Annotated in this window: 17 protein-coding genes; 11 read left to right on the top strand and 6 right to left on the bottom strand. The window is 62.0% G+C overall.

Annotated features, from left to right (window positions below; all coding sequences use genetic code 11):
• Positions 1-124 precede the first annotated feature (124 nt).
• The 8 genes from JAO77_RS04100 (at position 125) to JAO77_RS04135 (ending at position 10902) form a co-directional block, all read left to right on the top strand.
• Complete coding sequence (locus JAO77_RS04100) at positions 125-553, top strand: BlaI/MecI/CopY family transcriptional regulator (RefSeq protein ID WP_198989023.1); 429 nt, start codon at positions 125-127, stop codon at positions 551-553.
• Positions 531-2981, top strand: a complete 2451-nt coding sequence (locus JAO77_RS04105; protein WP_198989024.1) for a M56 family metallopeptidase — start codon at positions 531-533, stop codon at positions 2979-2981. The genes JAO77_RS04100 and JAO77_RS04105 overlap by 23 nt, the downstream gene beginning before the upstream one ends.
• A gap of 187 nt (positions 2982-3168) precedes the next feature.
• Positions 3169-3720 carry an RNA polymerase sigma factor gene (locus JAO77_RS04110; RefSeq protein ID WP_198989025.1) on the top strand — a complete coding sequence of 184 codons (552 nt, stop codon included), beginning with the start codon at positions 3169-3171 and terminating at the stop codon, positions 3718-3720.
• Positions 3721-3793: 73 nt separating this feature from the next.
• A complete protein-coding gene (locus JAO77_RS04115) occupies positions 3794-4702 on the top strand; it encodes a HEAT repeat domain-containing protein (protein ID WP_198989026.1) in 909 nt (302 codons plus the stop codon).
• 128 nt (positions 4703-4830) lie between these two features.
• Entirely contained in the window at positions 4831-5625 is a 795-nt protein-coding gene (locus JAO77_RS04120) for a DUF4097 family beta strand repeat-containing protein (protein WP_198989027.1), read from the top strand.
• A gap of 59 nt (positions 5626-5684) precedes the next feature.
• Positions 5685-7130: a serine hydrolase domain-containing protein gene (locus JAO77_RS04125; RefSeq protein WP_235998201.1), complete on the top strand. Its 1446-nt coding sequence runs from the start codon at positions 5685-5687 to the stop codon at positions 7128-7130.
• Between the two features lie 119 nt (positions 7131-7249).
• The gene (locus tag JAO77_RS04130) at positions 7250-8119 is read left to right on the top strand and encodes a DUF4097 family beta strand repeat-containing protein (protein WP_198989029.1); all 870 of its coding nucleotides are present in this window, start codon (positions 7250-7252) and stop codon (positions 8117-8119) included.
• A gap of 182 nt (positions 8120-8301) precedes the next feature.
• On the top strand, positions 8302-10902 hold the full coding sequence (locus JAO77_RS04135; RefSeq protein WP_198989030.1) for a DUF5916 domain-containing protein: 2601 nt from the start codon (positions 8302-8304) through the stop codon (positions 10900-10902).
• Positions 10903-11021: 119 nt separating this feature from the next.
• Here JAO77_RS04135 and JAO77_RS04140 read toward each other — a convergent pair whose 3' ends face one another.
• Entirely contained in the window at positions 11022-12647 is a 1626-nt protein-coding gene (locus JAO77_RS04140; RefSeq protein ID WP_235998202.1) for a S8 family peptidase, read from the bottom strand.
• Positions 12648-12854: 207 nt separating this feature from the next.
• On the opposite strand from JAO77_RS04140, the gene JAO77_RS04145 reads away from it, so the two are divergent.
• Together JAO77_RS04145 and lepB are read left to right on the top strand one after the other, a co-directional pair.
• Complete coding sequence (locus JAO77_RS04145) at positions 12855-14324, top strand: pectate lyase family protein (RefSeq protein ID WP_235998203.1); 1470 nt, start codon at positions 12855-12857, stop codon at positions 14322-14324.
• Between the two features lie 133 nt (positions 14325-14457).
• Positions 14458-15627 (top strand): signal peptidase I, encoded by a 1170-nt coding sequence (gene lepB, locus JAO77_RS04150; RefSeq protein ID WP_198989031.1) that lies wholly within the window; start codon positions 14458-14460, stop codon positions 15625-15627.
• 94 nt (positions 15628-15721) lie between these two features.
• Here lepB and JAO77_RS04155 read toward each other — a convergent pair whose 3' ends face one another.
• Both JAO77_RS04155 and JAO77_RS04160 read right to left on the bottom strand, forming a co-directional pair.
• Entirely contained in the window at positions 15722-16222 is a 501-nt protein-coding gene (locus tag JAO77_RS04155) for a nucleoside deaminase (protein ID WP_198989032.1), read from the bottom strand.
• 8 nt (positions 16223-16230) lie between these two features.
• Positions 16231-17457 (bottom strand): amidohydrolase family protein, encoded by a 1227-nt coding sequence (locus tag JAO77_RS04160; protein ID WP_198989033.1) that lies wholly within the window; start codon positions 17455-17457, stop codon positions 16231-16233.
• Positions 17458-17926: 469 nt separating this feature from the next.
• Between JAO77_RS04160 and JAO77_RS04165 the strand changes: the two genes are divergently transcribed.
• On the top strand, positions 17927-19156 hold the full coding sequence (locus JAO77_RS04165; RefSeq protein ID WP_198989034.1) for a BamA/TamA family outer membrane protein: 1230 nt from the start codon (positions 17927-17929) through the stop codon (positions 19154-19156).
• A gap of 9 nt (positions 19157-19165) precedes the next feature.
• On the opposite strand, the gene meaB is transcribed toward JAO77_RS04165, so the two are convergent.
• The 3 genes from meaB to JAO77_RS04180 form a co-directional block, all read right to left on the bottom strand.
• The gene (gene meaB, locus JAO77_RS04170) at positions 19166-20173 is read right to left on the bottom strand and encodes a methylmalonyl Co-A mutase-associated GTPase MeaB (protein WP_198989035.1); all 1008 of its coding nucleotides are present in this window, start codon (positions 20171-20173) and stop codon (positions 19166-19168) included.
• Positions 20174-20265: 92 nt separating this feature from the next.
• On the bottom strand, positions 20266-21198 hold the full coding sequence (locus tag JAO77_RS04175) for an FKBP-type peptidyl-prolyl cis-trans isomerase (RefSeq protein ID WP_198989036.1): 933 nt from the start codon (positions 21196-21198) through the stop codon (positions 20266-20268).
• Positions 21199-21304: 106 nt separating this feature from the next.
• Positions 21305-22417, bottom strand: coding sequence for a YncE family protein (locus JAO77_RS04180; protein ID WP_198989037.1), 1113 nt, complete (start codon positions 22415-22417; stop codon positions 21305-21307).
• Between the last annotated feature and the right edge of the window lie 65 nt (positions 22418-22482).

A 22482-nucleotide genomic window follows, 5' to 3' on the forward strand; every position in this document is an offset into this window, starting at 1 on the left:
AAGTATTTGCAAGCGTCATGTGAATATATACGACAAGTTTCGTAGTTCATATTTGCATCTACGAAGCGTGTCGTACAATCTTTGGTCTACGAAATACTTCGTATGAAACTTTTTCCGTCTGACTATGGCCAAAGCTCCCCCCAAACCTACGGACGCTGAACTGGAAATTTTGCAGGTGCTGTGGCAGCACGGACCCGCCACGGTGCGCACCGTGAATGAGCAGCTTAGCAAAAGCCGCGAGGTGGGCTACACCACCACGCTGAAAATCATGCAGCTGATGCTAGAGAAAGGCCTCGTGCAGCGCGACGACGAAGGCCGCAGCCACATCTACCGGGCGGCCGTGCGCGAGCAGGATACCCAGGGGCTGCTGCTAGACCGCTTTGTGGAAGCCACCTTTGGCGGCTCGGCCCTGAAGCTGGTAATGCAGGCCCTAGGGCACCGCCGCACCTCGCCCGACGAGCTAGCCCAGATTCGGCGCTTGCTCAATGACATTGAGATTCAAAACGCTAACCAACCCAATCCCAACCCCGATGACAACGCCCCAGGTGCTTAGAGAAGTATTGTCGCCCGCGCTGGTGCGGGGCGTTGGCTACGCGCTGCTGCACTCGCTGTGGCAGGGTGGGGTGCTGGCCTTACTGCTGGCGGGCGTGCTGCCGCTGCTGCGCCGGCACCGGGCCGAGGTGCGCTACGCGGTGTCGGCCGGTGCGCTGGCCACGCTCGTGCTGGCCGTGGGGTTGACGTTCAACTTTTATTATCAAAGCCAGCCGGCAATTACCGCCCAATGGGTAGCAGCTAGCCCAGTGGCCGGCAACGCGGTACTGGCCGCCGATGCCACGGCCGCAACTAATCTGGCCGCCCCGGCTGCCGCTAGCCAACTAGCGCCGCTCGTGTGGCTTCAAGCTAATGCGCGTAACCTAGAGCCGTACTTGCCGGTGGTAGTAGGAGTGTGGCTGCTGGGCCTGCTGCTGATGAGCGGCCGGCTGGCTGGGGGCCTGGTGTACACCAACCGGCTGCGCCGGGCAGGTACCCAAGCCCTGGGTGCCGAGTGGCAGCAGCGACTAGCCGCCTTAGCGCGCCGGGCTGGCGTGCGGCAACCGGTAGCGCTGCTCGAGTCGGCCCGGGTAGCGGGGCCGCTGGTGCTGGGGCACTTGCGCCCGGCCATTCTGTTGCCCCTAGGGGCGGTGGCGGGCCTGAGCCCGGCGCTCCTGGAAGCGCTGCTGGCGCATGAGCTGGCTCACATCGTGCGCCGCGACTACCTGCTCAACCTAGGCTTGGCCGTGGTGGAAGTGTTATTCTTCTACCACCCTGCGGTGTGGTTTATGGCCGGCTGCCTACGGGCCGAGCGCGAAAACTGCTGCGACGACCAAGCCGCGGCCCTCTGCGGCGGCGACCGCTTGCGAGTGGCCCGCGCATTGGCCGCCCTGGCCGAGCTAGAAGCCGCTCCGGCTACTTCGCCGCGCCTAGCGCTGGCCGCCACCGGCACCGGCGGGCGTGGCTCACTGCTAGCGCGGGTGCGGCGGCTGGCCCTAGGTCGGCCCCAGGCGCCCACGCTGGGCGAAGGCCTGCTGGCCCTGCTGCTGGGTGTGGTAGGCGTGGCTGGCCTGAGCACTGGCGTAGCGCTAGCCGCCCCGGCTGGTAATAAGGTGGTAAAAGCCTTAGTAATTACCGGCAAGCAAGTTATTGCGTCTGGTGATACGGCTCGTAAAAAGCTAGTGGCTAGTGTTGTGCACGCCGATACAATTATGCTGCACGAAGACAAAATTGTACCTGCCGATAGAATTTTACTGCGCGAGGAAGAGGTAAACGTGCCTGAGGTAGTGACCGTACCGCGGGTGCGTATCGCCACCACACTGCAAGGCCGCCCACTGCGCCGCGACCGGGCCAGCACCGTCGTTATCGAGAAAGACAAAAAGGGCCGCATCGTGAACCTGCTCGTGAACGGCCAGCCCGTAGAAACGGACGCCTCCGGCAAAAAAGCCAAGCGCGACAAGAAGGAAAAGGTACGCACCGTAGAAGTGGTGCGTGTACCCAACGAGACGGTGCGGGTAGAGCGCCTAGAGCGCCCTAGGGCCCGCACGTACAGCTTCAACATGTCGCCGGACCGAGCCAACGAAATGGCGCAGTTTGGCCTGGCTGAAGCCCTGAACAACCAAGAGCTGACCACCGAGCAGCGGGAGCAAATGGAGCGCGAGCTAGGGCGCCTGAAAGCCCAGGGCAAGGCACTGGAAGGGCTAACGGTTGAGCCCCGCCAAGAGCTACGGCTCAACCTGAATGGCCTAGCCTACAACCTTGGCAATGGCCTGGCCTACAACCCGGAAAAATGGCGGGATGCACAGCGCCGCATGCAGGAAGGGCAGCAGCGCCTGCGCGACGGCCAGCGGCGCTTATTAAAAGCGCAGCGCCAGTTTGAACTGCTTGACTTGACCGGTAGAGCCGACCGCGATGCGGCTCAGGCTGACCGTGAGGCTGCCCGCGCCGACCGCGAGGCCGAACAAGCTGACCGTGCCAACGACCGTGCCGAACTAGCCGCCCGCCGCGCCGAGCTGCGCGCCCGCATTGCCGCCGATGCCGCCGAGCTGCGGGCGCTAGAGCGCTCTAGCGCTCGCCAGCCTCTAACTCAGGTGCCTACACCACCTAGGCCCCCCCGAGCACCCCGGTCGGTGGCTCCGGCTGCGCCCGCGCCCCCAGCGGCCCCGGGTGCGCCCGGGGCGCCTGGTGCCCCCGGTGCGCCTAATGTGCCGCTTCCGCCAGCCCCGCCGACCGCGCCCAATACTATTAAGCTGCGCGAGGCGCTACGCAACGACGGTCTGATTCAGGACGACAAACACTTCTCGTTTAACCTCAACGACCAGGGTGGGCGCGTGAACGGCAAGGCCCTCACGCCCGAGCAAGCCACCAAGTACCGCCAGCTGCTGAACCTGCCCACAACTAAAATCAAGGGCAGCAAAACGAACTTCGGCATCACAGTAGACGAAAACTAGGCAGCTACCTGCTAGGCCCAGAAGCGGGCTGGTTATCTGATAAACAGGTAGCTAGCCCGCTTTTTTGTGTCCGGCAGGGGAGGTTGCCCCCTTTTTTTAAGAAAATTTTCTTAGCTCGCTGTAACGAATGGACACGCTGCCGGTACTCCCTTCAAAACCTGATTCCTCCGACCCTTTCGCTGCCCGTATGTCTGCCGCCGCCGCTATCCAATTCAGCGATGAAGCCCTCATGGAGCGGGTGCGGGCCGACGAGCTCGACTGCCTCACCGGGCTGTTTGAGCGCTATCAGGGGCCGCTGTTTGGCTTCTTGGCCCGGCTCGCAAACGGCGACCGGGAGGTGGCCCAAGACTTGACCCAGAACGTATTTATGCGGGTGCTGCGCTATCGCGCCAGCTACCAGCCGGGCCAGCCTTTCCGGGCCTGGGTCTACCAGCTAGCCCGCCACGTGTGGGCCGACCACTACCAGCGTCAGCGCCCCAGCGCCGACCTGGAAGAAGTAGAAAAAACCGCCGCCCACGGCCGCGCTGCCCAGGCCCAGCGTGCCTACCACGACCAGCAGCAGGCCCTGCAAGAAGCCATGGCCCTGCTGCCCGCTGCCCAGCGCGAAGTGCTGGTGCTACACCGCTTCCAGGGCTTCGACTATGCCGAAATCGGCGAGCAGCTCGGCTGCACCGCCGGCGCCGCCCGCGTCAAAGCCCACCGGGCCCTCGATGCGCTCCGCAAAATCTACCTGAGTTGAATTCTAGTTGTCGATAATCAGCTATAAGCCAATAGAATTAGCAAGTAATACGTAACAACTAATAATTACCAAAATGTCCTCCGTTATTCATCCTGCTCACCCTAACTCGGCTTGTGCCGAGCTGCGGCCCTGGCTGCCCGAGCTGGCCGATGGCCAGCCGCTGCCGCCCGAGGCGGCGCACCTAGCCGCGCACTTGCCAAGCTGCCCCGCCTGCCAAGCCGAGCTGGCCGAGCTGCGCCTGCTTTTTGCTGACCTCGACGCCCTACCAGCCGAAGTACCCCCCCTAGAGCTGCGCGATAACTTTCTGGCTATGCTAGAGGCCGAAAAGGCGAAGCTGGCCACAGCTTCGCCCAGCTCCCTGAGCGCCCAGCGCGGCGGCCGGGAGTTAATGAGCAATGAGCAATTGGTACTAAACAATGCTCAGCAGCCAAGCACTAAGCACCAGGCACCGAGCACGAGCCAAAACTGGCTCCGCATCGCGGCCAGTGTGGCCCTGGTAGCCATAGGTGCAGTGTTGGGCTTGCTGCTGCGCGGCGGCCAGCCGGCCACTACGGTGGCCTCGGCTATCGAGCAGCCCCAGCAGCCCACGCTCTCGACGCGGCTGGCCGCCGCCCGGCAGCAGCCCGCTTCGGCCAGCCAGCGCTTGCAGCTGGTGAGCCAGGCCCCGGCCTTGGTGAGCGAGCCTAATGACCCGGCCGTGCTCACGCTCATTCATACCCTCGACACCGACCCCAATCCCAATGTGCGCCTGGCCGCCTGCGAGGCCTTGGTGCGGCTGCGCAACGACCCTCGCGTGGGCCCGGCGCTGATAGAGGCCTTGCCTCTGCAAACCGACCCTAACGTGCAGATTACCCTCATAGAAGCCCTGGTGACGCTACGCGAAAAGCGCGCCGTGCCCGAGCTGCAGCAACTGGCCCAGCAGCCCGAAGTGCTGCCCGCTGTGCGCCAGCAGGCCGAGAGCGGCCTAGGTCAATTGATTTAACCCCAGCCTATACAAGCGGAGTGGCACTCCGTTTCTATATCCCCACCGCCTTAGTGGTAGCTAGGTGGGGCGCGGAGTGCCACTCCGCGCTGCAAGCTGCCTTTTCGCTTTTGCTTATTCGCTCTATCATGAAAAATACGTGGTATTTAACCTTGCTGGCCCTCGTGCTAGCCTTGCCGGCGCAGCTGCGCGCCCAGGAGTTTCGACAGAAATTTAATAGCCCCACCAACCGCAAAGTGGTGCTCGACATGCGCGGCAGCGACGTGACGGTAGAGGGCTACGACGGCGACGAATTGATTATCAAGGGTTCCGGTAATTTTGAAGAGTCGCCGGCTATGAAGCAAGCGCTAACCCAGGGCCTGCGCCCAGTGTACAGCGGCGGTGCAGCCGACAACACCCGCCTAGGGCTGACCGTGACGCCCACCGGCGACAATACCATCCGGGTGGCGCGTACCTCGCGCAGCGATGGGCACTACACCGTGCGCCTGCCCCACCACACCGACGTAGCCTTTGCCGACAGCTGGGGCGGCTCGGACGACCTGACGATGCGCGACATCTCGGGCCGCATCGAGGTAAACCTGAAATCGGGCGACCTGCGACTGCTGAACGTGAGCGGCCCGGTAGTGGCCAACACCATCAGCGGCGACATCCAAATCAAGTTCAATGTGGTGCCCACCCAGCCCAGTGCCGTGTCGTCGGTGAGCGGCGACGTGGACGTGACCCTGCCCGCGCCCTCGCGCCTCAGCCTCTCGATGCGCTCGATTTCGGGCGAAATCTACACCGACTTCGACCTGAACCTAGGGGGCGGCAGCGGCCTCAAGCATGTGGGCGGCCAAACGGTGGATGGCCGCGCCAATGGCGGCGGTACTACCTTCTCACTCAAGACGATAAGTGGCGATATTTTCGTAAGAAAGACGAAGTAATTGCTGTATCATAAAATCTTGCTGCTATGAACGCCACCCGACTACTCCTTCTTAGCTGCTTGATTGCTGCACCGTTGGGCCGGGCCGTGGGCCAGGTGCGCGCCGTGCCACAGGCCGCTACCAAGGCGCGACTAGATACCGTGATGCAGCGGCTGGGCAAGGTGTTTTTGCAGCAGCCCACGCGGGTGGGGCTGTCCGTTGGCATCATCGAAAACGGCCAGACGCATTTCTACAATTTTGGCAGCATCGAAAAAGGCATGCGCCAGTTGCCCACAGCGCAAACGGTGTATGAAATCGGGTCAATCACTAAGACCTTCACCAGCTTGCTACTGGCCCACGCAGTGCTGGAAAAACGGGTAAACCTCCAAGATGACATTCGGAAGTACCTGCCTGGCGCCTACCCCAACCTGGCTTTTGGGGGCCAGCCGATAAAGCTGGTGCATTTGGCCAATACGACTTCGCGGCTGCCCGACAATCTGCCGGAACCTACGGCGCCGCGCTCAGCCGACCCTGATTCGGCGGTGGCTGGTATCGTGAAATCATTGCGCGGCTACACTAAGCAGAATTTTTACGATGGCCTGCACCAAGCCCGGCTCGATACGCTGCCGGGCCTGCTGCCACGCCACTCCAACGTGGCTACGCAGCTGCTGGCCTACATTTTGGAAGGCGTGTACCGGGCGCCCTACGCCGAGTTGGTGGCGCGTTACATCAACAAGCCGCTGCAGCTAAGTGGCTTGGCCAGTACAGCGCCGCTGCCAATAGGCTACAATGAAAAGGGCCACCCCATGCCCCGCCTCGACTTGCCCACGGTAGTCGCGGCCGGTGGGCTGCGCTACAGCGCCGCCGACATGGTGAAGTACCTGCGCTACCAACTAGCCGAAAAAGACCCCGCCGTGGTGCTGGCACACCGGCCCACCTGGGGCAGCATCGAAGACCAAGCCATAGCCTTCAACTGGAACCTAGAAAAGACAGTGGATGGCCAGCGTAAGCTTCAGCATTCGGGCGGCACCTTTGGCTGTGCTAGCTACTGCGAGTTTTACCCGGCCCAGCAGTTTGGCGTCGTGCTACTCAGCAATGAGTCGGATGAGAACACACAGGGCAGCCTTCAGGCCATGGCCGAGCAAATAAGAAAGGCGCTGTACGGCGTGCCGCCCGCGCTGCAAGCCTTGGGCCAGGCGCTGCGAAAGACCGATTTCAAGAATGCCCTGGCGACGGTGGCGGCCGTTAAAAAGCAACACCCCGAGCTGCACCTAACCGAAGGCTACGTGAATGTGTGGGGCTACCAACTGCTGCGGCAGGGCCAGCCGCAACATGCCCTAGAAGTATTTAAGCTCAACGTCGGCCTCTTTCCTAAAGGCTGGAATGCCTATGATAGCCTGGCCGAAACCTACGAAGCCCTAGGTGCCCAGCAGCCCGCCATCGACAACTACCGCCGCTCGCTAAGCCTGAACCCCAAGAATGTGAATGCCGCGCAGCACCTGCAAAAGCTCAGTGCTTCCCGCTAGCGCACTTCTTAAAAGCGAACCTAGGCGCGCTGGCCGAACGACTGAAATATGCGTCCCTAGCGCTTGATTAGGCCCGCTCAAATCCGAATTTTCTTCTCACCTCTCTGCTTTCTTTTCCCATGAACCGTTTTCTATTCGCTGCTGGCCTGTTGCTCGCGGGCTCGTGCCCGGCCCTGGCCCAACGCCTGGTGACGCAAACCGCCACGCTGGCCTCAGGCCAAGGCGTGTACCTCGATTTAAAATATGCCCACAACATCAAGGTGCGGGCGGGCGCCGGCTTCAGCGTGCGGGCCAGCGTGGTCATTAATGACAACCAGCAAAACGACCTGTACAGCCTGGCGCTGCAAACCGCGGGCGGCGAGCTAAGCGTGGTAGAGAAGCTAGACGAGGAGAAGCTGCGTCAAACCAAATTCACGGGCGACTGCGACGGCGGCAGCCGCAACAACGGCTCGCACGGCCTCAACGTGGGCTACAAGCGCTCGGAAAAAACGGGCGGCCTGCGCCCTACCATCAACCGCCACCGGGGCGATGACTACAGCTACTGCACCAAAATTGACTACGAAGTAACGGTGCCCGCTGGCACGGCCCTGCGCCTCAACACCATTAGCGGCGACCTCGACCTGAGCGGCCTTAACGGTGCTGTGACGGCCAAAACCATCAGCGGCGACGTGCGCTCGACTGACCTCACTGGTCCGCTAACGCTGCGCACCGTGAGCGGCGACGTGAAGCTCAGCAACCTAGGACACAGTCCCGTTGATGCCACCAGCATCAGCGGCGACGTGGACGTGAGCTGGCCCGCCACCCAGGGCGCCGACCTCAACCTGAAAACCATTTCGGGCGAGGTGTACGCCGACCCGGCCGTGACCTTCAGCAACCTCAAAGAGCGTACCTACGTGGGCTACGAGCTACACGGCAACCTAGGCAATGGCGGCCCCCTCGTTACGCTGCACTCGGTGAGCGGCGACGTGTTTTTCCGCAAGCAGAAGTAGCGCCTTTTCTGGCGCGAGTTACACTGCGCTAAACTCGCGCCAGTGTTATTGGAGAGGGAAGCGGTTACGCTTGCGCTTAGATGCCAAATAAGCGGGAATAGAAAAATTTTCGGTGCCGGACAACGAACCTAGGGTAAGGCGTGTCTATCGCCCGGCTATACCCGTTACTTCACCCACCCACCATGTTTTTGTTGTTTGCCCAGCGGGTGCTATTGCGCTGGCTGTTGTGCTTACTGTGCCTGAGCCTAGCAGGCTCGGCGGCCGCGCAAGTGGCCCCGGTGCCTAAGGCGGCGCCCGCCGTGGCGCGCCGCCAGCTGGCCGCCCAGCGCACGGCCGCCCCCATCAAGCTCGATGGCGTGCTCGATGAGGCGGTTTGGGCCACTGCTCCCACCACGAGCCAGTTTACACAGTTTCGGCCGCACCCGGGGCCCCGCGAGCGCCTGCCCACCGAGGTGCGTGTGCTCTACGACGACGTGGCGCTGTACGTGGGTGCCAAGATGCTGGAAACCAGCTCCGATAGTATTCGGCGCGAGCTGACCCAGCGTGATAACATCGGCAATACGGATTTTTTCGCCTTCTACGTAGACCCCTACCGCGACCACCTCAACGGCTACTCGTTCTTCGTGCTGAGTACGGGAGTACAGGTCGACCAGCGCATCTCGCCGGCCAATGGCGAAGACGACGCCTGGAACGCCGTGTGGGACAGCCGCGTGGCCCCGCTACCCGACGGCAAGGGTTGGGCCGTGGAAATGCGCATTCCGTACTCGGCCATTCGCTTTGCCCAGGCGCCGGTGCAAACCTGGGGCGTGCAATTTTTTCGGCAGCGCAAAAAAGACAACCAGCAGTTTTTCTGGAATGAGGTGAAGCCCGAGGTAGACGGCTTTGTAAACCAGTGGGGCGAGCTCACGGGCCTCGAAAACCTGCACCCGCCGCTGCGCCTCTCGCTCACGCCCTACGTCAGCAGCTACGTTAACCACTACCCCTACAACGAGCAGGGCAAGCGCAACATGAGCACCAGCTTTAATGCTGGCGCCGACATCAAATGGGGTATTAATGAGAGTTTTACCCTCGACGCCATCCTCATCCCAGACTTTGGCCAGACCATCAGCGACAACCAAGTGCTCAACCTGTCGCCCTTCGAGGTGCAGTACCAGGAAAACCGCCCGTTCTTCACCGAAGGCACCGAGCTGTTCAACAAAGGTGGGCTCTTTTACTCGCGCCGGGTAGGGGCGCAGCCGCTGGGCTTCAACGACGTAGAAGGCAACCTAGGCAAGGGTGAAGCCGTGTTCCAAAACCCCGGCATCACGCGCCTGCTCAATGCCACCAAGGTATCAGGCCGCACCCGCAAGGGGCTGGGCGTGGGCGTGTTCAATGCTGTGTCGGCTGCCTCTTATGCCGTGGTGCAAGACTCGACCGGTGAGCAGCGGCGCAACGTTTTGACCCAGCCGCTGACCAACTACAACATCGTGGTGCTCGACCAGAGCCTACCGCACAACAGCTACGTTTCGCTCATCAACACCAACGTCACGCGCTTTGGTAGCACCTACGATGCCAACGTGACGGCCGGCCTCTTTAAGTTTGCCGACAAGCGCAACCAGTACGCCCTCAAGGGCCAGGTCAACTACTCACGGCGCCGGGGCACGGTGTTGAATTCGGACAAGCCCATCGACGACCAGAACGGCTACAAATACTACCTCAACTACGGCAAAATATCGGGCAACTGGACCTGGAACGTGGACCACGGCATCGAGTCGGATAGCTACAACCCCAACGACCTAGGCATCCTGTTCGGCAACAACAACATCTCGCAGTCGGCCACCGTCAACTACAACAAGTACGAGCAGTTTGGCAAGGTCAACAACCTCTACACCAGCCTAGGGGCCTATCAGTCGTTCTTGTTCAAGCCTAGCCTCTACCAGGACGCCGGCCTGTACGGCAGCGCCAATACCACGTTCACCAAGAACTTCCTCACCATCGGCGGCGACTTTAACCTAGACTTGCCCAAGCACGACTACTACGAGCCGCGCACCTTCCCGCTGGGCCTGTACTACGTGCGAGTGCCCGCCAACTTCAACCTAGGGGGCTTTGTGTCGTCTGATTATCGTAAAAAGATGGCTTACGACGTGAACGCTGGCATGCGGTACTACGCCCTAGATGAGCGCTTCGAGCGCCCCCGGCGCATCAGCTACGGCCTGAGCCTGAGCCCGCGCTACCGGGTCAATGACCAACTCAACTTCCGCTACACCTTCGACTACGACTTCAAGCTGAATCAGATTGGCTACGTCAACGACGGGCTCGATGCTAACAACCCCCTCGACCAGCCACTGCTGGCCACCTTCGGTACCGACGTGCTCTTAGGTCGCCGCAACGTGTCCACGTTCACCAATACCTTGAACGCCAACTATACCTTCACCAACCGGCTCTCGCTCACCACCCGCGTGCGGCACTACGTGAGCGCGGTGCGCTACCACGAGTTTGCGCGCCTGCGCCCCGACAGGGCCGAGGAAATGCTGCCCACCTACGCCCGCAACCACGACACGAGCTTCAGCGCCTTCAACGTGGACGCGGCTTTGGTGTGGTGGTTTGCGCCCGGCTCGCAGGTGAGCTTGGTTTGGAAGGACGCCACCTCGTCGTACCTGCTTGGCAGCGAGGCCACCCCGCTGTATTTCGACAACCTAGCCAACACCGCCAATACACCGCACAACAACAACGTGTCCATCAAAGTCTTGTATTATCTCGACTACCTCAACCTGCGGAGGCGGCCGCTTCGCTCAAAAGGGTAGGGGCCTAGGAGGGAGTTGCTAAAAAAAGGACGGGGTAGGAAGCTGGGAAAACGAGAGTTATTATTTAACTCCCGCTTTCCCAGCTTCCTACCCCCGTCCTCTTACTTAATAATGCCGCCTTACTTGCCGGCTACCTGTTGCGCCTGCTGCACCGCGCCGTACAAATTGGCGATGCCGCCGGTGCGCGACAGCGTGGCGAAGTCAACCATCGTCTTAGTGCCGGGCTTGCGCACTTGCGTGTGGTTTACCACGGCCGACTGCAGGATGCACTGCTTGAGTTGTGCGGCGGTGAGGGTGGGGTAGTAGGCCTTGAGCACGGCCGCCATGCCAGCCACCACGGGGCAGGCCATGCTGGTGCCACTCTTGAGGTCGTAGCCACCGCCCGGCACTGTAGAGTAAATAGCTACGCCGGGCGCAAACACATCCACGTGCTGCGGGCCATAGTTTGAGAAGCCAGCCGCGAGGTCGGGGGTGTTGAAGCGGCTGCTCGCACCCACCGTGATGAGGTTCGGAATGGTCTTACCGTCGAGGTAGGTGTTCGACGGGAAGTTGTTAGGCGTCGCGTCGAGGTCGCGGCTGTCGTTGCCGGCGGCGTGCACCAGCAGCACGCCTTTTTTGTCGGCGTAGCGCATGGCCTCGTCCACAGCCACCTTGTGCGGCGAGAAGTCTTTGCCAAAGCTCATGCTGATAATTTGTGCCCCGTTGTCCACGGCGTAGCGGATGGCGTTGGCAATGTCTTTGTCGCGCTCGTCGCCGTCGGGCACGGCTCGCACGCTCATGATGCGCACGGCATCGGCCACGCCCTCTATGCCTTGGTTGTTGCCGCGCACGGCCCCAATAATGCCCGCGCAGTGCGTGCCGTGGCCCGCGTCGGGGCCCTGGCTATCGGCGTTGCCGTAGTCGCGCTGCTTCAGGTTGGTGGGGTCGTCGCCCACCACGGTGCGGCCGTTAAAGTCGGGGTTGAGCTGGGTTTCGAGCTTGCTTTTGGTGGTCGCCAGGGCGGCGCGCACGCGGGCCAGCACGGGCTCGGCCCCGGGGGCCTGCTGGCGGTGCACTAGCGCGTAGAGCTGGGGCGCGCCCGGCACGGTGGGCTGGGCCTGGGCAGCCTGGTGCAGGGATGCCGAGTCGAGGGTGGCACTGCCAGAGCGCTGGCGCAGGGCATCGGCGGCCGGGCCGATGAGGGCCAACAGGCCTTCAAGGCGCTGCACGATAGATTCAGACTCGGCGCGGGCCTGTAGGTGGGCCGTCTTGGCGGTTTCGTAGAGGTCGAAGCTGCGCTGCTCTTTCTTAGAGAAGTCGTCGCGCTTTTTACCCTCGTAGCGGGCGCGGCCCTGGGCGTAGATGCGGGTTGACTCCAGGTTCTCCACGTCCACGTTGCGGCCGTCTTTGCCGCCTAGGTAGCTCCAGCCGCGCACGTCGTCGGCATAGCCGTTCTTATCATCATCCTTGCCGTTGCCGGCTATTTCGCGGTTATTACGCCACAAAATGGGTTTCAAATCGGTGTGCACCGAGTCGATGCCTGAGTCGATAACGGCCACCAGCACGGGCGTAGGCGTGCGGCCAGCCAGCAGCTCGCGGTAGGCCCGGTCGGCGCTGATGCCCGGTACGCCGTCGGCCTGCTGGTCGAGGTGCTGCCAGCGTTGCGCCGGCGCTAGCTGGGCCTGCGCCCCCAGGGCCGTGATACAAAAAACACCGCCTAGGGCGGCCCGGCGCATGGCGCGCAGCGAAATAAGGGAAGACAGCATAGCTGGCAGCTCGGTAAAAACAAACAAAAACTAAATCAAGGCCAAGATACGGCGGCGCGGGCCGCTGCCACGCGCCCGCCTGGCAACGTTGCCGACAACGATTGCGCAAAAGAAAAGGCACCACGGAGCGCAGCTAGCCTAGTTGGGCGGGCATCTTTGCGAGCCACCCAACGGGCGGCTTCCTTTTCCCACCCTACACTTTTGCTGATGTTTATTGACCTAGGGCTGCGCCCTGCGCTAGTTGTGGCGGCCCTGCTGGCGGGCTGGGCCATGCGCCCGGCGCCCTCGGCGCCCGCTGCTCGGCTGCTCGCTTTCCCAGGCGCTGAGGGCGCTGGGCGCTACACCACTGGCGGGCGCGGTACCGCCGCCGTGCCCACTACGGTGCTGGAGGTTACTAACCTACGCGATGATAATCTTCCCGGCAGCCTACGCTACGCCGTGCAGCTACCCGCCGCCAAGGCCCCGGCCCGCACCATCGTGTTTCGGGTGGCGGGCACTATTCACCTGCTCTCGCCGCTCACCATCAATAGGGTCAATACCACCATCGTGGGCCAAACGGCCCCTGGCGGCGGCATTTGCCTGGCTGATTACCTAGTGCAGGTGAAGGCTGATAATGTGATTATCCGCTTCCTGCGCTTTCGTATGGGCGATAAAAACCAGAACAAGGGTATGGTAGATGGCGCGGGCGGCGACGATGCCCTAGGTGGCCAGCGCAACAACCGGCTCGTCATCGACCACTGCTCGATGAGTTGGAGCACCGACGAGTGCTTTTCGGTGTACGAGGGCGACAGTACCACCTTGCAGTGGAACCTCATTGGGCCGCCGCTCAACTACTCGTACCACTTCGAGAAGGGCGATACCGACTTCGAGCGCCATGGCTACGGTGGCATTTGGGGCGGCCAGCACGCCAGTATGCACCACAACCTGTTTGTGCACTGCAACAGCCGCACCCCGCGCTTCAATGGAAGCCGCTACACCCACGCGGCAGGCTTCGAGAATTGCGACTTTCGCAACAACGTCATCTACGACTGGGGCGAAAACAACGTGTACGCTGGCGAGGGCGGCAACTACAACATTGTCAACAACTACTACAAGCCCGGCCCCAGCACCAAGCCCGCCGTGCGCCAGCGCCTGCTAAACCCCTACAAGCTCGACAAGGGCGCCAACCCCTTGCCCTACGGCAAGTTTTACCTCGCCGGCAACTACCAGGAAACCAGCGCCGAAATAACCCGCCACAACTGGCGCGGCGTGGACATGCACGAAGGCACCCGCGCCGACACGGTGCTGGCTCAGGCCGCCGCGCCCTTTGACCTAGGGCCCGTGGCCACGCAGTCGGCCCAGGCCGCCTATTCGCTGGTGCTGGCCGGCGCCGGCGCCACCCGCCCCGCCCGCGATACCCTCGACCAGCGCCTGGTGCGTGAGGTGCGCCTGCGCACCGGGAAGATTATTGACGTGCAGGGCGGCTACCCCCACGGCACGCCCTACGCTATTTCGCAAAAAGCCTGGCCCGTGCTGAAAGCCGCGCCTGCCCCCGCTGATACAGACCACGACGGCATGCCCGACGCCTGGGAAACGCAGCACCAACTCAACCCTAAAAACGCCGCGGACCGCGCCAAAACGGGGCCGGGCGGCTACTCCATGCTGGAAGTATACCTAGGCGAGCTGGCGGGTAAGTAGCTGTACGCTATGGAGTAGTTGCCATAGCGCTTAAATGAATTGCTGCTCGTGTATAGTAATAAAGTAGTATAGGAAGCGTTGCTAAGTTGGTTTTAGCGTAGCCAATAGATAGCTCCACCTTTTTCTTGTTTCCATGCTCTTTTCCAGGTTCAACCGCCCGCTGGCTGATAAGCTGCCCGCCAAGCCCAAATCCCAAACCAGGGAGTGGGCCAATTCACTGCTCTTTGCGGTAGTCGTGGCTACGCTCATTCGCTGGTCGGCGGTCGAGGCCTACGTTATTCCCTCCGAGAGTATGGAGCACACCTTGCTAGTAGGCGACTACTTGCTTGTCAGTAAGTTGCACTACGGGCCCATCACGCCTCAAACGCCGCTGCAAGTGCCGCTCACGCATCAGACCCTACCGGTGCTGGACCTGCCGAGCTATTCCGACCTGAGTCAGCTGCCCACCTATCGGTTTCCGGGCTTTAGCTCGGTGCAGCGCAATGATGTGGTAGTGTTCCACGTGCCGCACGAGCAGCAGCGCCCTGCCGACTTGCGCACGTTTCTCATCAAGCGTTGCGTGGCGGTGGCCGGCGACACCTTGTCCATTCGCCAGGGGCAGGTATTCCTCAATGGCAGGTCTGGTAGCATCGGTGGGCAGCCACAAACCACGTATTTCATGGCTGTGGCCCACCTTAACGACGAGGTGCGCCAGGCCTTGCACGACCATCAGGTGGTCGACTACACCCAGCCTGATGGCGTGCCCGCGGCCGTGACCAACCCCGAAACAGGTAAAACGGGCTACTACATTAGCTGCCCCGCCGACGTGGCCGCCTTTTTTCGGCGCCAGCCCTACGTGCAGGCGCTCAGCGTGGCGGGCGGGCAGGTACCGGCTAATACGCTGTTTCCGGATGCGGCCGATTTTCATGTTTCGGCCGCCACCAGTGCCGCGCCGCGTGGCTGGCAGCTCGATGAGTATGGCCCCCTGCCTGTGCCTAAGAAAGGTCAACTTATCAAGCTCACCCCGGCCAATGCGGCTGTGTACTACAAAATAGTGGCGCAGTACGAGCACAACGCCGGCATTACTTGGAAAGAGGGGATGATACAGCAAAACGGTCAGCCGCTCACGCAGTACACCATCAAGCAGAACTACTATTTTATGATGGGCGACAACCGGCACAACTCGGAAGATTCCCGGTTTTGGGGTTTCGTGCCCGAAGACCACATTATGGGCAAAGCCGTGCTGGTGTGGCTTTCCATCGACCCCCACGCGGACTTGCTGCACAAAATTCGGTGGGACCGGCTGCTGCGCTTCATTAGCTAAAGCCAGCTATTGTCGACCTAGGGCATTAGAAAGGCGCAGGGGAGCCAGGTGGTACTGCCTGGTTCCCAGGCGCCTTTTCTACGAAGAAGAGTTACTAAGTGCCAGGCGAGGCAGTGTGGTAAGCCACCTGCATATCCTTGATGGCCTGCAACAGCTCACCCTCAGCTGGCCCCGCCACCTCAACCCCGCTCACGATGGTTTGGATGGGCAGCATCTGCACCGGCGAGGGTGGCGCGCCCAACTCTTGCAGCCACTGGGTTAGCTGCGCAGCCGAGCTGAGGTATACAATCTTTCCTAGGCCCACCCAACCGTGGGCGGCGGCGCACATGGGGCAGTGCTCGCCGCTGGTGTACATAGTAGTGGTCGCGCGGGCAGCAGGGGCTAGGTGCATGGCTGCCCACTGCGCCAGGGCCAGCTCGGGGTGGGCCAGGGCGTTGAGGGCGTTGACCTGGTTGCGGGCCTCGGCCAGTACCTGGCCTTGCGCGTCAACCAGGATGGAGCCGAAGGGCTCGTCGCCCGCTTGCAGGGCTTCGGCGGCGAGCGCCAGGCAGCGCCGCAGGTGCGGCAAATCGGTAGGGGTAAGGGGCTGGGACATGGGGCGACCTAGGCGGGCGAATGGAGGATGGCGGGCGAATTGGTAAACGTGGGGCGCCCATTTTTGTAGCCCAGCAGCGGCTGCGCCACGGTGCGGATAACATCAACGGCACTGGCGGCCTCTAGCAGCACGAAGGTGGCCGGGCCGCCCACCCGCAGGCGAGCTTGCTGGCCCAGCAGCCGGGCCGCCTCGGTGGTCACCATCTCGTAGGCCGCCCGAATGGCCTCGTCGGTGGCTAGCTGGGCCACGTTGGCGTAGAGATTGGCCATGCGCACCAGCGAGGCGTCGCCGTAGGGCGTGAAGGCGTTGAGAATGTTGTTGCTGGCAATGGTAGTGTGCAGGCCTAGGGCCCGCAATTCATTAGCATTCACCATGCCGCGTGGCACGAGGTGGTCTTGCCCGTGGCCCATCAGCAGCAGGTCGGTGGCCGGCAGCACCGTCAGGGCAATATCGGCCTCCAATAGTAGCTGCGCCAGCGCAGCGCGCTGGGCTTGGGGCATAGCGCTTAGCTTGTTGACGTGGCCCACCGACACGCGCCCCTGGTACCCGCGGCGCCGGGTTTCTTCGGCAATCTTGGGGATGCCCGACTGGGAGGGGTCTAAGTCAAAATCGAGGTGAAAATCCACGTTGACGTCGAACTCCTCGGCTAGGTCGAAGATGAGTTCCACGTGGCGGTTGGGGTCTGGGTCGGTGTAAGGGCAGCCGCCTACCAAGTCGGCGCCCTGCTGCAAGGCTTGGCGCAGCAGGTCATAGGTGGCCATTTCCTGGGTTAGGCCCTCTTGAGCAAAGGCGCACAACTCGATGTCGAGGGCGTGGGCGTAGGTGGCGCGCACGCACCGCAGGGCCGCCAGCGAGCGCAGGCCGGCCCTAGGGTCGGTTTCGACAAAGGTGCGCAGCCCCATCGTGCCTTTCTTGATGGCCATTTCGACCACCCGGCTGGCCCGCGCAACCACGTCGTCCTCCGTAAAGTCTTGCTTGGCCTTTTTCGATTCTTCGGCAGCCTCCTCCTTGCCGCCCTTTTCTACCGAGCAGCGGTCTAAGATGCAGGACTTATCGAGGTGAATATGGGTTTCGTAAAAGCCCGCGCACACAAACTGGTGGTTAGCGTCCACCGTCGTGCGGGCCGGGTCGGTGAGGTTGGCTTGTAGCGAATGAATGGTATCGCCCACAATGCCAATGTCTACGCTGCCCGTGTGGTCGTCGAGGCGCGCATTTTTTACAAGTACGTCTAGCATGCAGCTTCCCGGCTCGGCCAGGGTATAAATTGGGAAAAGCCGCGCTCGTTCGCTGGCCTCGTAGCTATACGGCTAGCTTCGGAAAGGTTGAGCTAATGGGGTCTCCCGCCGCTTCGCTGAAAGCAGAAGGTGTTTGGCCGTGCTTCAGCAGTGCTTGGTTGCCTTGAGCGGCTGCTCTCGTTAGCTACTGCTGCTAGGCGCCCTAGGTAGCTGCTGCCCCGCAAGAGCAGCCCGAGTACCGGGCTACTGCTAAATAGTCGGTGGTATTGTTTTTTCGAAAGTATAACCTGCAGTTAGCTAAGGCAAAAGCTTACTTCTGAGGCCACCTATAAGCCTTCACGCCGCCTTAGTCCAGGGCAACGCTTAAAACATAGTTTGCCTTTTGCAGTCAATGAAGAAATAATGAAGAACACGAACTGGCAGTAGCATAGCCGCCGGTAGTTTTAGTGTTGCTTCTCCAAACGTTTTCATGCGGTATATAAAATGGTCGCTGGCCTTGGCCCTAGGTGCCCAGGCTGGCTTAAGCGAGGCACAAATAGCGCCCCCGGTGGCTGATTCGACCAACGCCACGGCTCCCGCCCGGCCCACCGGCTTGGCCCGATTTGCCAGTAAGTTCTCGGCCAGTGACAAGCCTAATTTCTTTCCCATTCCGGCCGCCTTCATTCAGCAGGAAACGGGGTTTGCCGTGACGTTGGCCTCGCTGCCGGTGTGGCGCTTCGGCACCGACACGCTCACCCGCAAATCCAACGCCCGACTCTCGGGCTGGATAAGCCAGAAGGGCCAGGCGTCGGTGCAACTCACGCACAACATCTTCACGCCGGGCGAGAAGTGGTACTTGCTGGGTGAGCTGGCTTACTATAAGGTCAATTACTTCTACTACGGCATCGGCAACGACACCCGCAAGGCCGACGAATCGGAGGTAGACTACAGCCTCATTATCTTCAACCAGCGGGTGTTGCACCGGCTGGCGCCCAATTGGTTTGGTGGTTTGCAGTACCGCCTCACCACCCTGCCCACCCTGAGCTACGGCGAGCCAAGCGAAAATGGCCGGGTCAATAAGTTTCAATCGGACCTGAGCCAGGGCATCCTCACGGCGCGCGAAGCGATGGGTGGCACTACCTCAGGGTTTGGCCCGGTGCTGCTCTACGACGGGCGCGACAACGTGCTGGCCACGTACCGCGGCCAGTACCTGCACGTGCACGGCCTGTTTGCGGGTAAGTACGCAGGCAGCGACTTCAATTTCAATCGCTATCAGATTGACGCCCGGCACTTTCAGCCGGTGTTTGGCAATACCAACACCATCCTGGCCCTACAATACCTCGGGCAGTTTCATACTGGGGGCCACGTGCCGTTTCGGGAGCTGAGTGCCTTCGGGGCCGACCTAGGCGGCTCCATCTACAACTACTCGACCCTGATGCGGGGCATCTACGAGGCGCGCTACCGCGACCGGCAGATGATGACGTTTCAGGCCGAGCTGCGCCGCAAGCTATTCTGGCGCATCGACGGCGCCGCGTTCGGAGCTGTGGGGCAGGTGGGCAACCAGCTCACCGACTTCTCGCTGGGCGGCACCCGCGTGGCGGGCGGCATCGGGGCTCGCTTCCGCCTCAACCGCCGCGACCGCCTCAACGTGCGCCTCGATTACGGCGTGGGTTCGGGCGGCAGCCAAGGCATCTACTTCGCGGTGGGTGAAGCCTTTTAATAGGTACAGCTATTCCGCCAGCAGGCGCTCGGCCGCGGCCCACGGCGTTAGCTGGCCCGCAGCCACGGCTTGGCGCACGTCGGGCAGGGCGCTTTGCACGCCGGCCCGGCTGTAGAACTGATTTTCAAGCGCCTGGCGCACGGCCTCTTCGAGCCACTGCAATTGCTGCTGGGCGCGGCGGTGCTGCCAATAGCCGCTGGCCTGGGTGTGGGCCGCGTATTGCTCAATTACTTCCCAGGCCTCGGGTAGGCCAGCGCCGCTGAGGGCCGAGCAGGTGCGCACGGGCACGGCCCAGCCACTAGCGGCGGGCGGAAACAGGTGCAGCGCGCCCTCGTAGTCGCGGGCGGCGCGGCGGGCGGCGGCCTCGTTGCCGTGGTCAGCTTTGGTAATGAGCAGGGCGTCGGCCATTTCCATGATGCCGCGCTTCACGCCTTGGAGCTCGTCGCCGGCGCCGGCCAGCATCAGCAGCAAGAAGAAATCGACCATGCCGTGTACGGCCAATTCGCTCTGGCCCACGCCCACGGTTTCTACGAAAATGACATCGTAGCCGGCTGCCTCGCACAAGAGCAGGGCCTCGCGGGTGGCACGGGCCACGCCACCTAGGCTGCCGCTGGCCGGCGATGGCCGAATAAATGCCCTAGGGTGCGCCGTAAGCTGCGGCATGCGGGTCTTATCGCCCAAGATACTGCCGCCGCCCCGCGGCGAGCTGGGGTCTACGGCCAGCACCGCTAGCTTCTTACCCAGCTTCTCAACCAGATACAGCCCTAGGGCCTCAATAAAAGTGCTTTTGCCCACGCCCGGCACGCCCGTGATACCTAGGCGCAATGCCCCGCCGGTGCGCGGCAGCACCGCTTGCAGCACCTGCTGGGCCAAGGCTTGGTGGGCGGGCAAAGTGCTTTCGACCAGGGTAATGGCGCGGGCCAGCACGCCGCGCTGCCCGGCGGCAAGGCCCCGGGCGTAGTCGGCAGCAGTGAGAGTAGGAGCAGGCACGGCCGCAAAATAGCGCCAGCAGACCATAAACGCCCGGCCCGAAAGCAAAGCGGGGGCGGCTGCCGCTGTGGCAACCGCCCCCGCTCTGGGTGCGTGGCGGCCGTGCCGCCTCCTGATAGTTACTTCACATCCGTGACTTCCACTTCGAAGCGGAGTACTGTATTGGGCGGAATGGCACTGCCTGAGCCGCGGGTGCCGTAGGCCAGGGCCGATGGCACGAGTAGCTGGCCTTTCTCGCCTTTGCGCATGAGGGCAATGCCTTCATCCCAGCCCGGAATAACCTGCCCTTTGCCTACCACAAAGTCAAACGGCGTGTTGCCGTGCTGCGAAGAGGCATCGAAGATGGCGCCCGAGCCCGTAACGAAGCGGCCCGTGTACAGCACGGAGGCTGTTTTGCCCGCCGAGGCCTGCGCACCGTTGGGGTTGGTAGTGCCTGGTATGTAGTACAGGCCCGAAGACTGCTTCTGGGCATTCGTAATCTTGTTATCAGCCAAGTACTTGGTGATAATATAGTCGTCTGGTACCTTGAAGTCGGGGTTGAGGTCGGTTACTTCTACCTCGAAGCGCAGCACGGCATTGGCCGGCACGCTGGAGGTGCCGCTGTTGCCATATGCCAAGCCCGACGGAATGAGCAGCACGGCCTTGTCGCCCTTATGCATCAAGGAGATACCTTGCTCAACACCAGATATCAGGCGGTCAACACCGAAGATAAAATTGAGAGGATAGTTGTTTTGCTGCGAGGAAGCACTGAAAACAGTGCCATCTAGCAGGCGGCCCGTGTACAGCATCGACACGACCTGGCCCGCCGCCGCCATGGGGGCGTTGGCGTTCGTGGTCACGGGCACAAAGTAAAGGCCCGACGACTGCCGCTGCGCCGTGGTAATGTTATTGGTGGTGAGGTAGTTTTTGATGAGCGTTTCGTCGGCGGCCGAATAATCGGCGCTGCTTGGACCTTCATCCTTACTGCAGCCTGTGAGGGCCGTGCCGCCCGCCAGGGCCAGGCAGAGCACCACTCCAAAGCGGTGCAGCATGCCAAAGAAATGTTTTTTCATGCGATAAGATTTGTTCAAAGTTACCGCACAGCGGGCGTTTATCCTGCTGAATCTAGGAGGAGTGCATGTAGGCCGCTTGCAGACGCAAAGACCCGCGCTAGTGGGCCTAGGGCTCTACCACAAAGCCCGGTAGCCCAAGCTTGCTGCGCCGCCCGCCCAGCTTAAGGCCATCATCAACGTAGCCGCAGGCCGTGCCCGCCGCATTAGGGCTGCCAATGACCCCTAGGAATGAGTTGTCTTCGCGGGCTACGTAAATCTTGCCGTCGGGCCCGCGCTGCAGGGCCCCGATTTTGTGATTGGATGAGCGGCCGACCTGCACGGCGGCCTTGGATTTGAGGTCGAACTGCCACACCTGGGTTTCGGGACTGGCGGTGGGCGTCTTGGGGTTGCTGTTGCCGTTGCAAGTGCCGTAGAGCTTGCTGCCATCGGGCGAAAACTCGACGCCGTAGGCCTCAGGGTAGGGGCCAAAGCTGCGCGCATTGCTTACCTTGCCGGTGGCTCGGTCGAAGTCATAGACCTCAAACTTGTTGCTCTCGCGCCAGATGGCGGCAGCCAGCTTGGTGCCATCTGGCGAGAACTTGAGCGCCCCAATGGCGTTGCGGCCGGGGCCGGCGTTCATGGCGCCCACGTTGCTCATTATGGGCTTGGCGGCCACGCCATCGGCCGTTACGAGGTAGGCGATGAAGGCGCTGGAGTTCCAGCGGTGGGCCACCACCCACACGTCGCGGCCGTTGGGGTGGCGCACGGCGGCCAGCTTCTCAGCCACCGGGGTGAGCAGTAGCAAATTGGCTCTAGGTACATCGCCGAGGCCATTGTCGCGGGTCATATCTACCACCGAGTAGCGCAGGCCGTTGGGCGCGCCCTGCGGCGCTACCGTGAAGACGTAGAAGATATTGCCCGAGCCGGGGTCGGGCACGATGAGGGCCGACTGCGTGCTGCTACCCGAGCCCATGAGGCGCCGGCCATTGGGCATAGGCTGGTGCTGGCGGTTCCACACAGTTTGGCCATCGGTATAAAAAAGCAGCTCGCCGCGCTTGGTGGTGGCCGTGGCGCAGCCCTCGTAGGTGGTCATGGCACCATCTAGCAGCGGGGTGGGGGCGCCGCTGCTAAAGTCAAGCCCCGCCTGCCGGCCAAAGTACCACTTATCAGTAAGGCGCTGGGCCCAAGCGCCTTGCTCACTAAGAAACCACGCCGCAACAACTAACAATACAAAGCGCATAAGCCAAGCAAAAAGAAGCAAACAGCCCCTTCAACGAAAAAACCGTGCCGGACAGTTTGGCTCGC

It is taken from the genome of Hymenobacter sp. BT559 (genome assembly GCF_016427535.1).
Lineage (GTDB): Bacteria > Bacteroidota > Bacteroidia > Cytophagales > Hymenobacteraceae > Hymenobacter.

What these genes read in the sequence shown, in the direction of transcription:
- JAO77_RS04160 (WP_198989033.1), bottom strand. Translation starts at nt 17,457, where the DNA reads ATGCTAGACGTACTTGTAAAAAATGCGCGCCTCGACGACCACACGGGC.
- JAO77_RS04130 (WP_198989029.1), top strand. Translation starts at nt 7,250, where the DNA reads ATGAACCGTTTTCTATTCGCTGCTGGCCTGTTGCTCGCGGGCTCGTGC.
- JAO77_RS04110 (WP_198989025.1), top strand. Translation starts at nt 3,169, where the DNA reads ATGTCTGCCGCCGCCGCTATCCAATTCAGCGATGAAGCCCTCATGGAG.
- JAO77_RS04175 (WP_198989036.1), bottom strand. Translation starts at nt 21,198, where the DNA reads ATGAAAAAACATTTCTTTGGCATGCTGCACCGCTTTGGAGTGGTGCTC.
- JAO77_RS04180 (WP_198989037.1), bottom strand. Translation starts at nt 22,417, where the DNA reads ATGCGCTTTGTATTGTTAGTTGTTGCGGCGTGGTTTCTTAGTGAGCAA.
- JAO77_RS04105 (WP_198989024.1), top strand. Translation starts at nt 531, where the DNA reads ATGACAACGCCCCAGGTGCTTAGAGAAGTATTGTCGCCCGCGCTGGTG.
- JAO77_RS04165 (WP_198989034.1), top strand. Translation starts at nt 17,927, where the DNA reads ATGCGGTATATAAAATGGTCGCTGGCCTTGGCCCTAGGTGCCCAGGCT.
- meaB (WP_198989035.1), bottom strand. Translation starts at nt 20,173, where the DNA reads ATGGTCTGCTGGCGCTATTTTGCGGCCGTGCCTGCTCCTACTCTCACT.
- JAO77_RS04145 (WP_235998203.1), top strand. Translation starts at nt 12,855, where the DNA reads ATGTTTATTGACCTAGGGCTGCGCCCTGCGCTAGTTGTGGCGGCCCTG.
- JAO77_RS04155 (WP_198989032.1), bottom strand. Translation starts at nt 16,222, where the DNA reads ATGTCCCAGCCCCTTACCCCTACCGATTTGCCGCACCTGCGGCGCTGC.
- JAO77_RS04100 (WP_198989023.1), top strand. Translation starts at nt 125, where the DNA reads ATGGCCAAAGCTCCCCCCAAACCTACGGACGCTGAACTGGAAATTTTG.
- JAO77_RS04120 (WP_198989027.1), top strand. Translation starts at nt 4,831, where the DNA reads ATGAAAAATACGTGGTATTTAACCTTGCTGGCCCTCGTGCTAGCCTTG.
- JAO77_RS04115 (WP_198989026.1), top strand. Translation starts at nt 3,794, where the DNA reads ATGTCCTCCGTTATTCATCCTGCTCACCCTAACTCGGCTTGTGCCGAG.
- JAO77_RS04140 (WP_235998202.1), bottom strand. Translation starts at nt 12,647, where the DNA reads ATGCTGTCTTCCCTTATTTCGCTGCGCGCCATGCGCCGGGCCGCCCTA.
- lepB (WP_198989031.1), top strand. Translation starts at nt 14,458, where the DNA reads ATGCTCTTTTCCAGGTTCAACCGCCCGCTGGCTGATAAGCTGCCCGCC.
- JAO77_RS04135 (WP_198989030.1), top strand. Translation starts at nt 8,302, where the DNA reads ATGTTTTTGTTGTTTGCCCAGCGGGTGCTATTGCGCTGGCTGTTGTGC.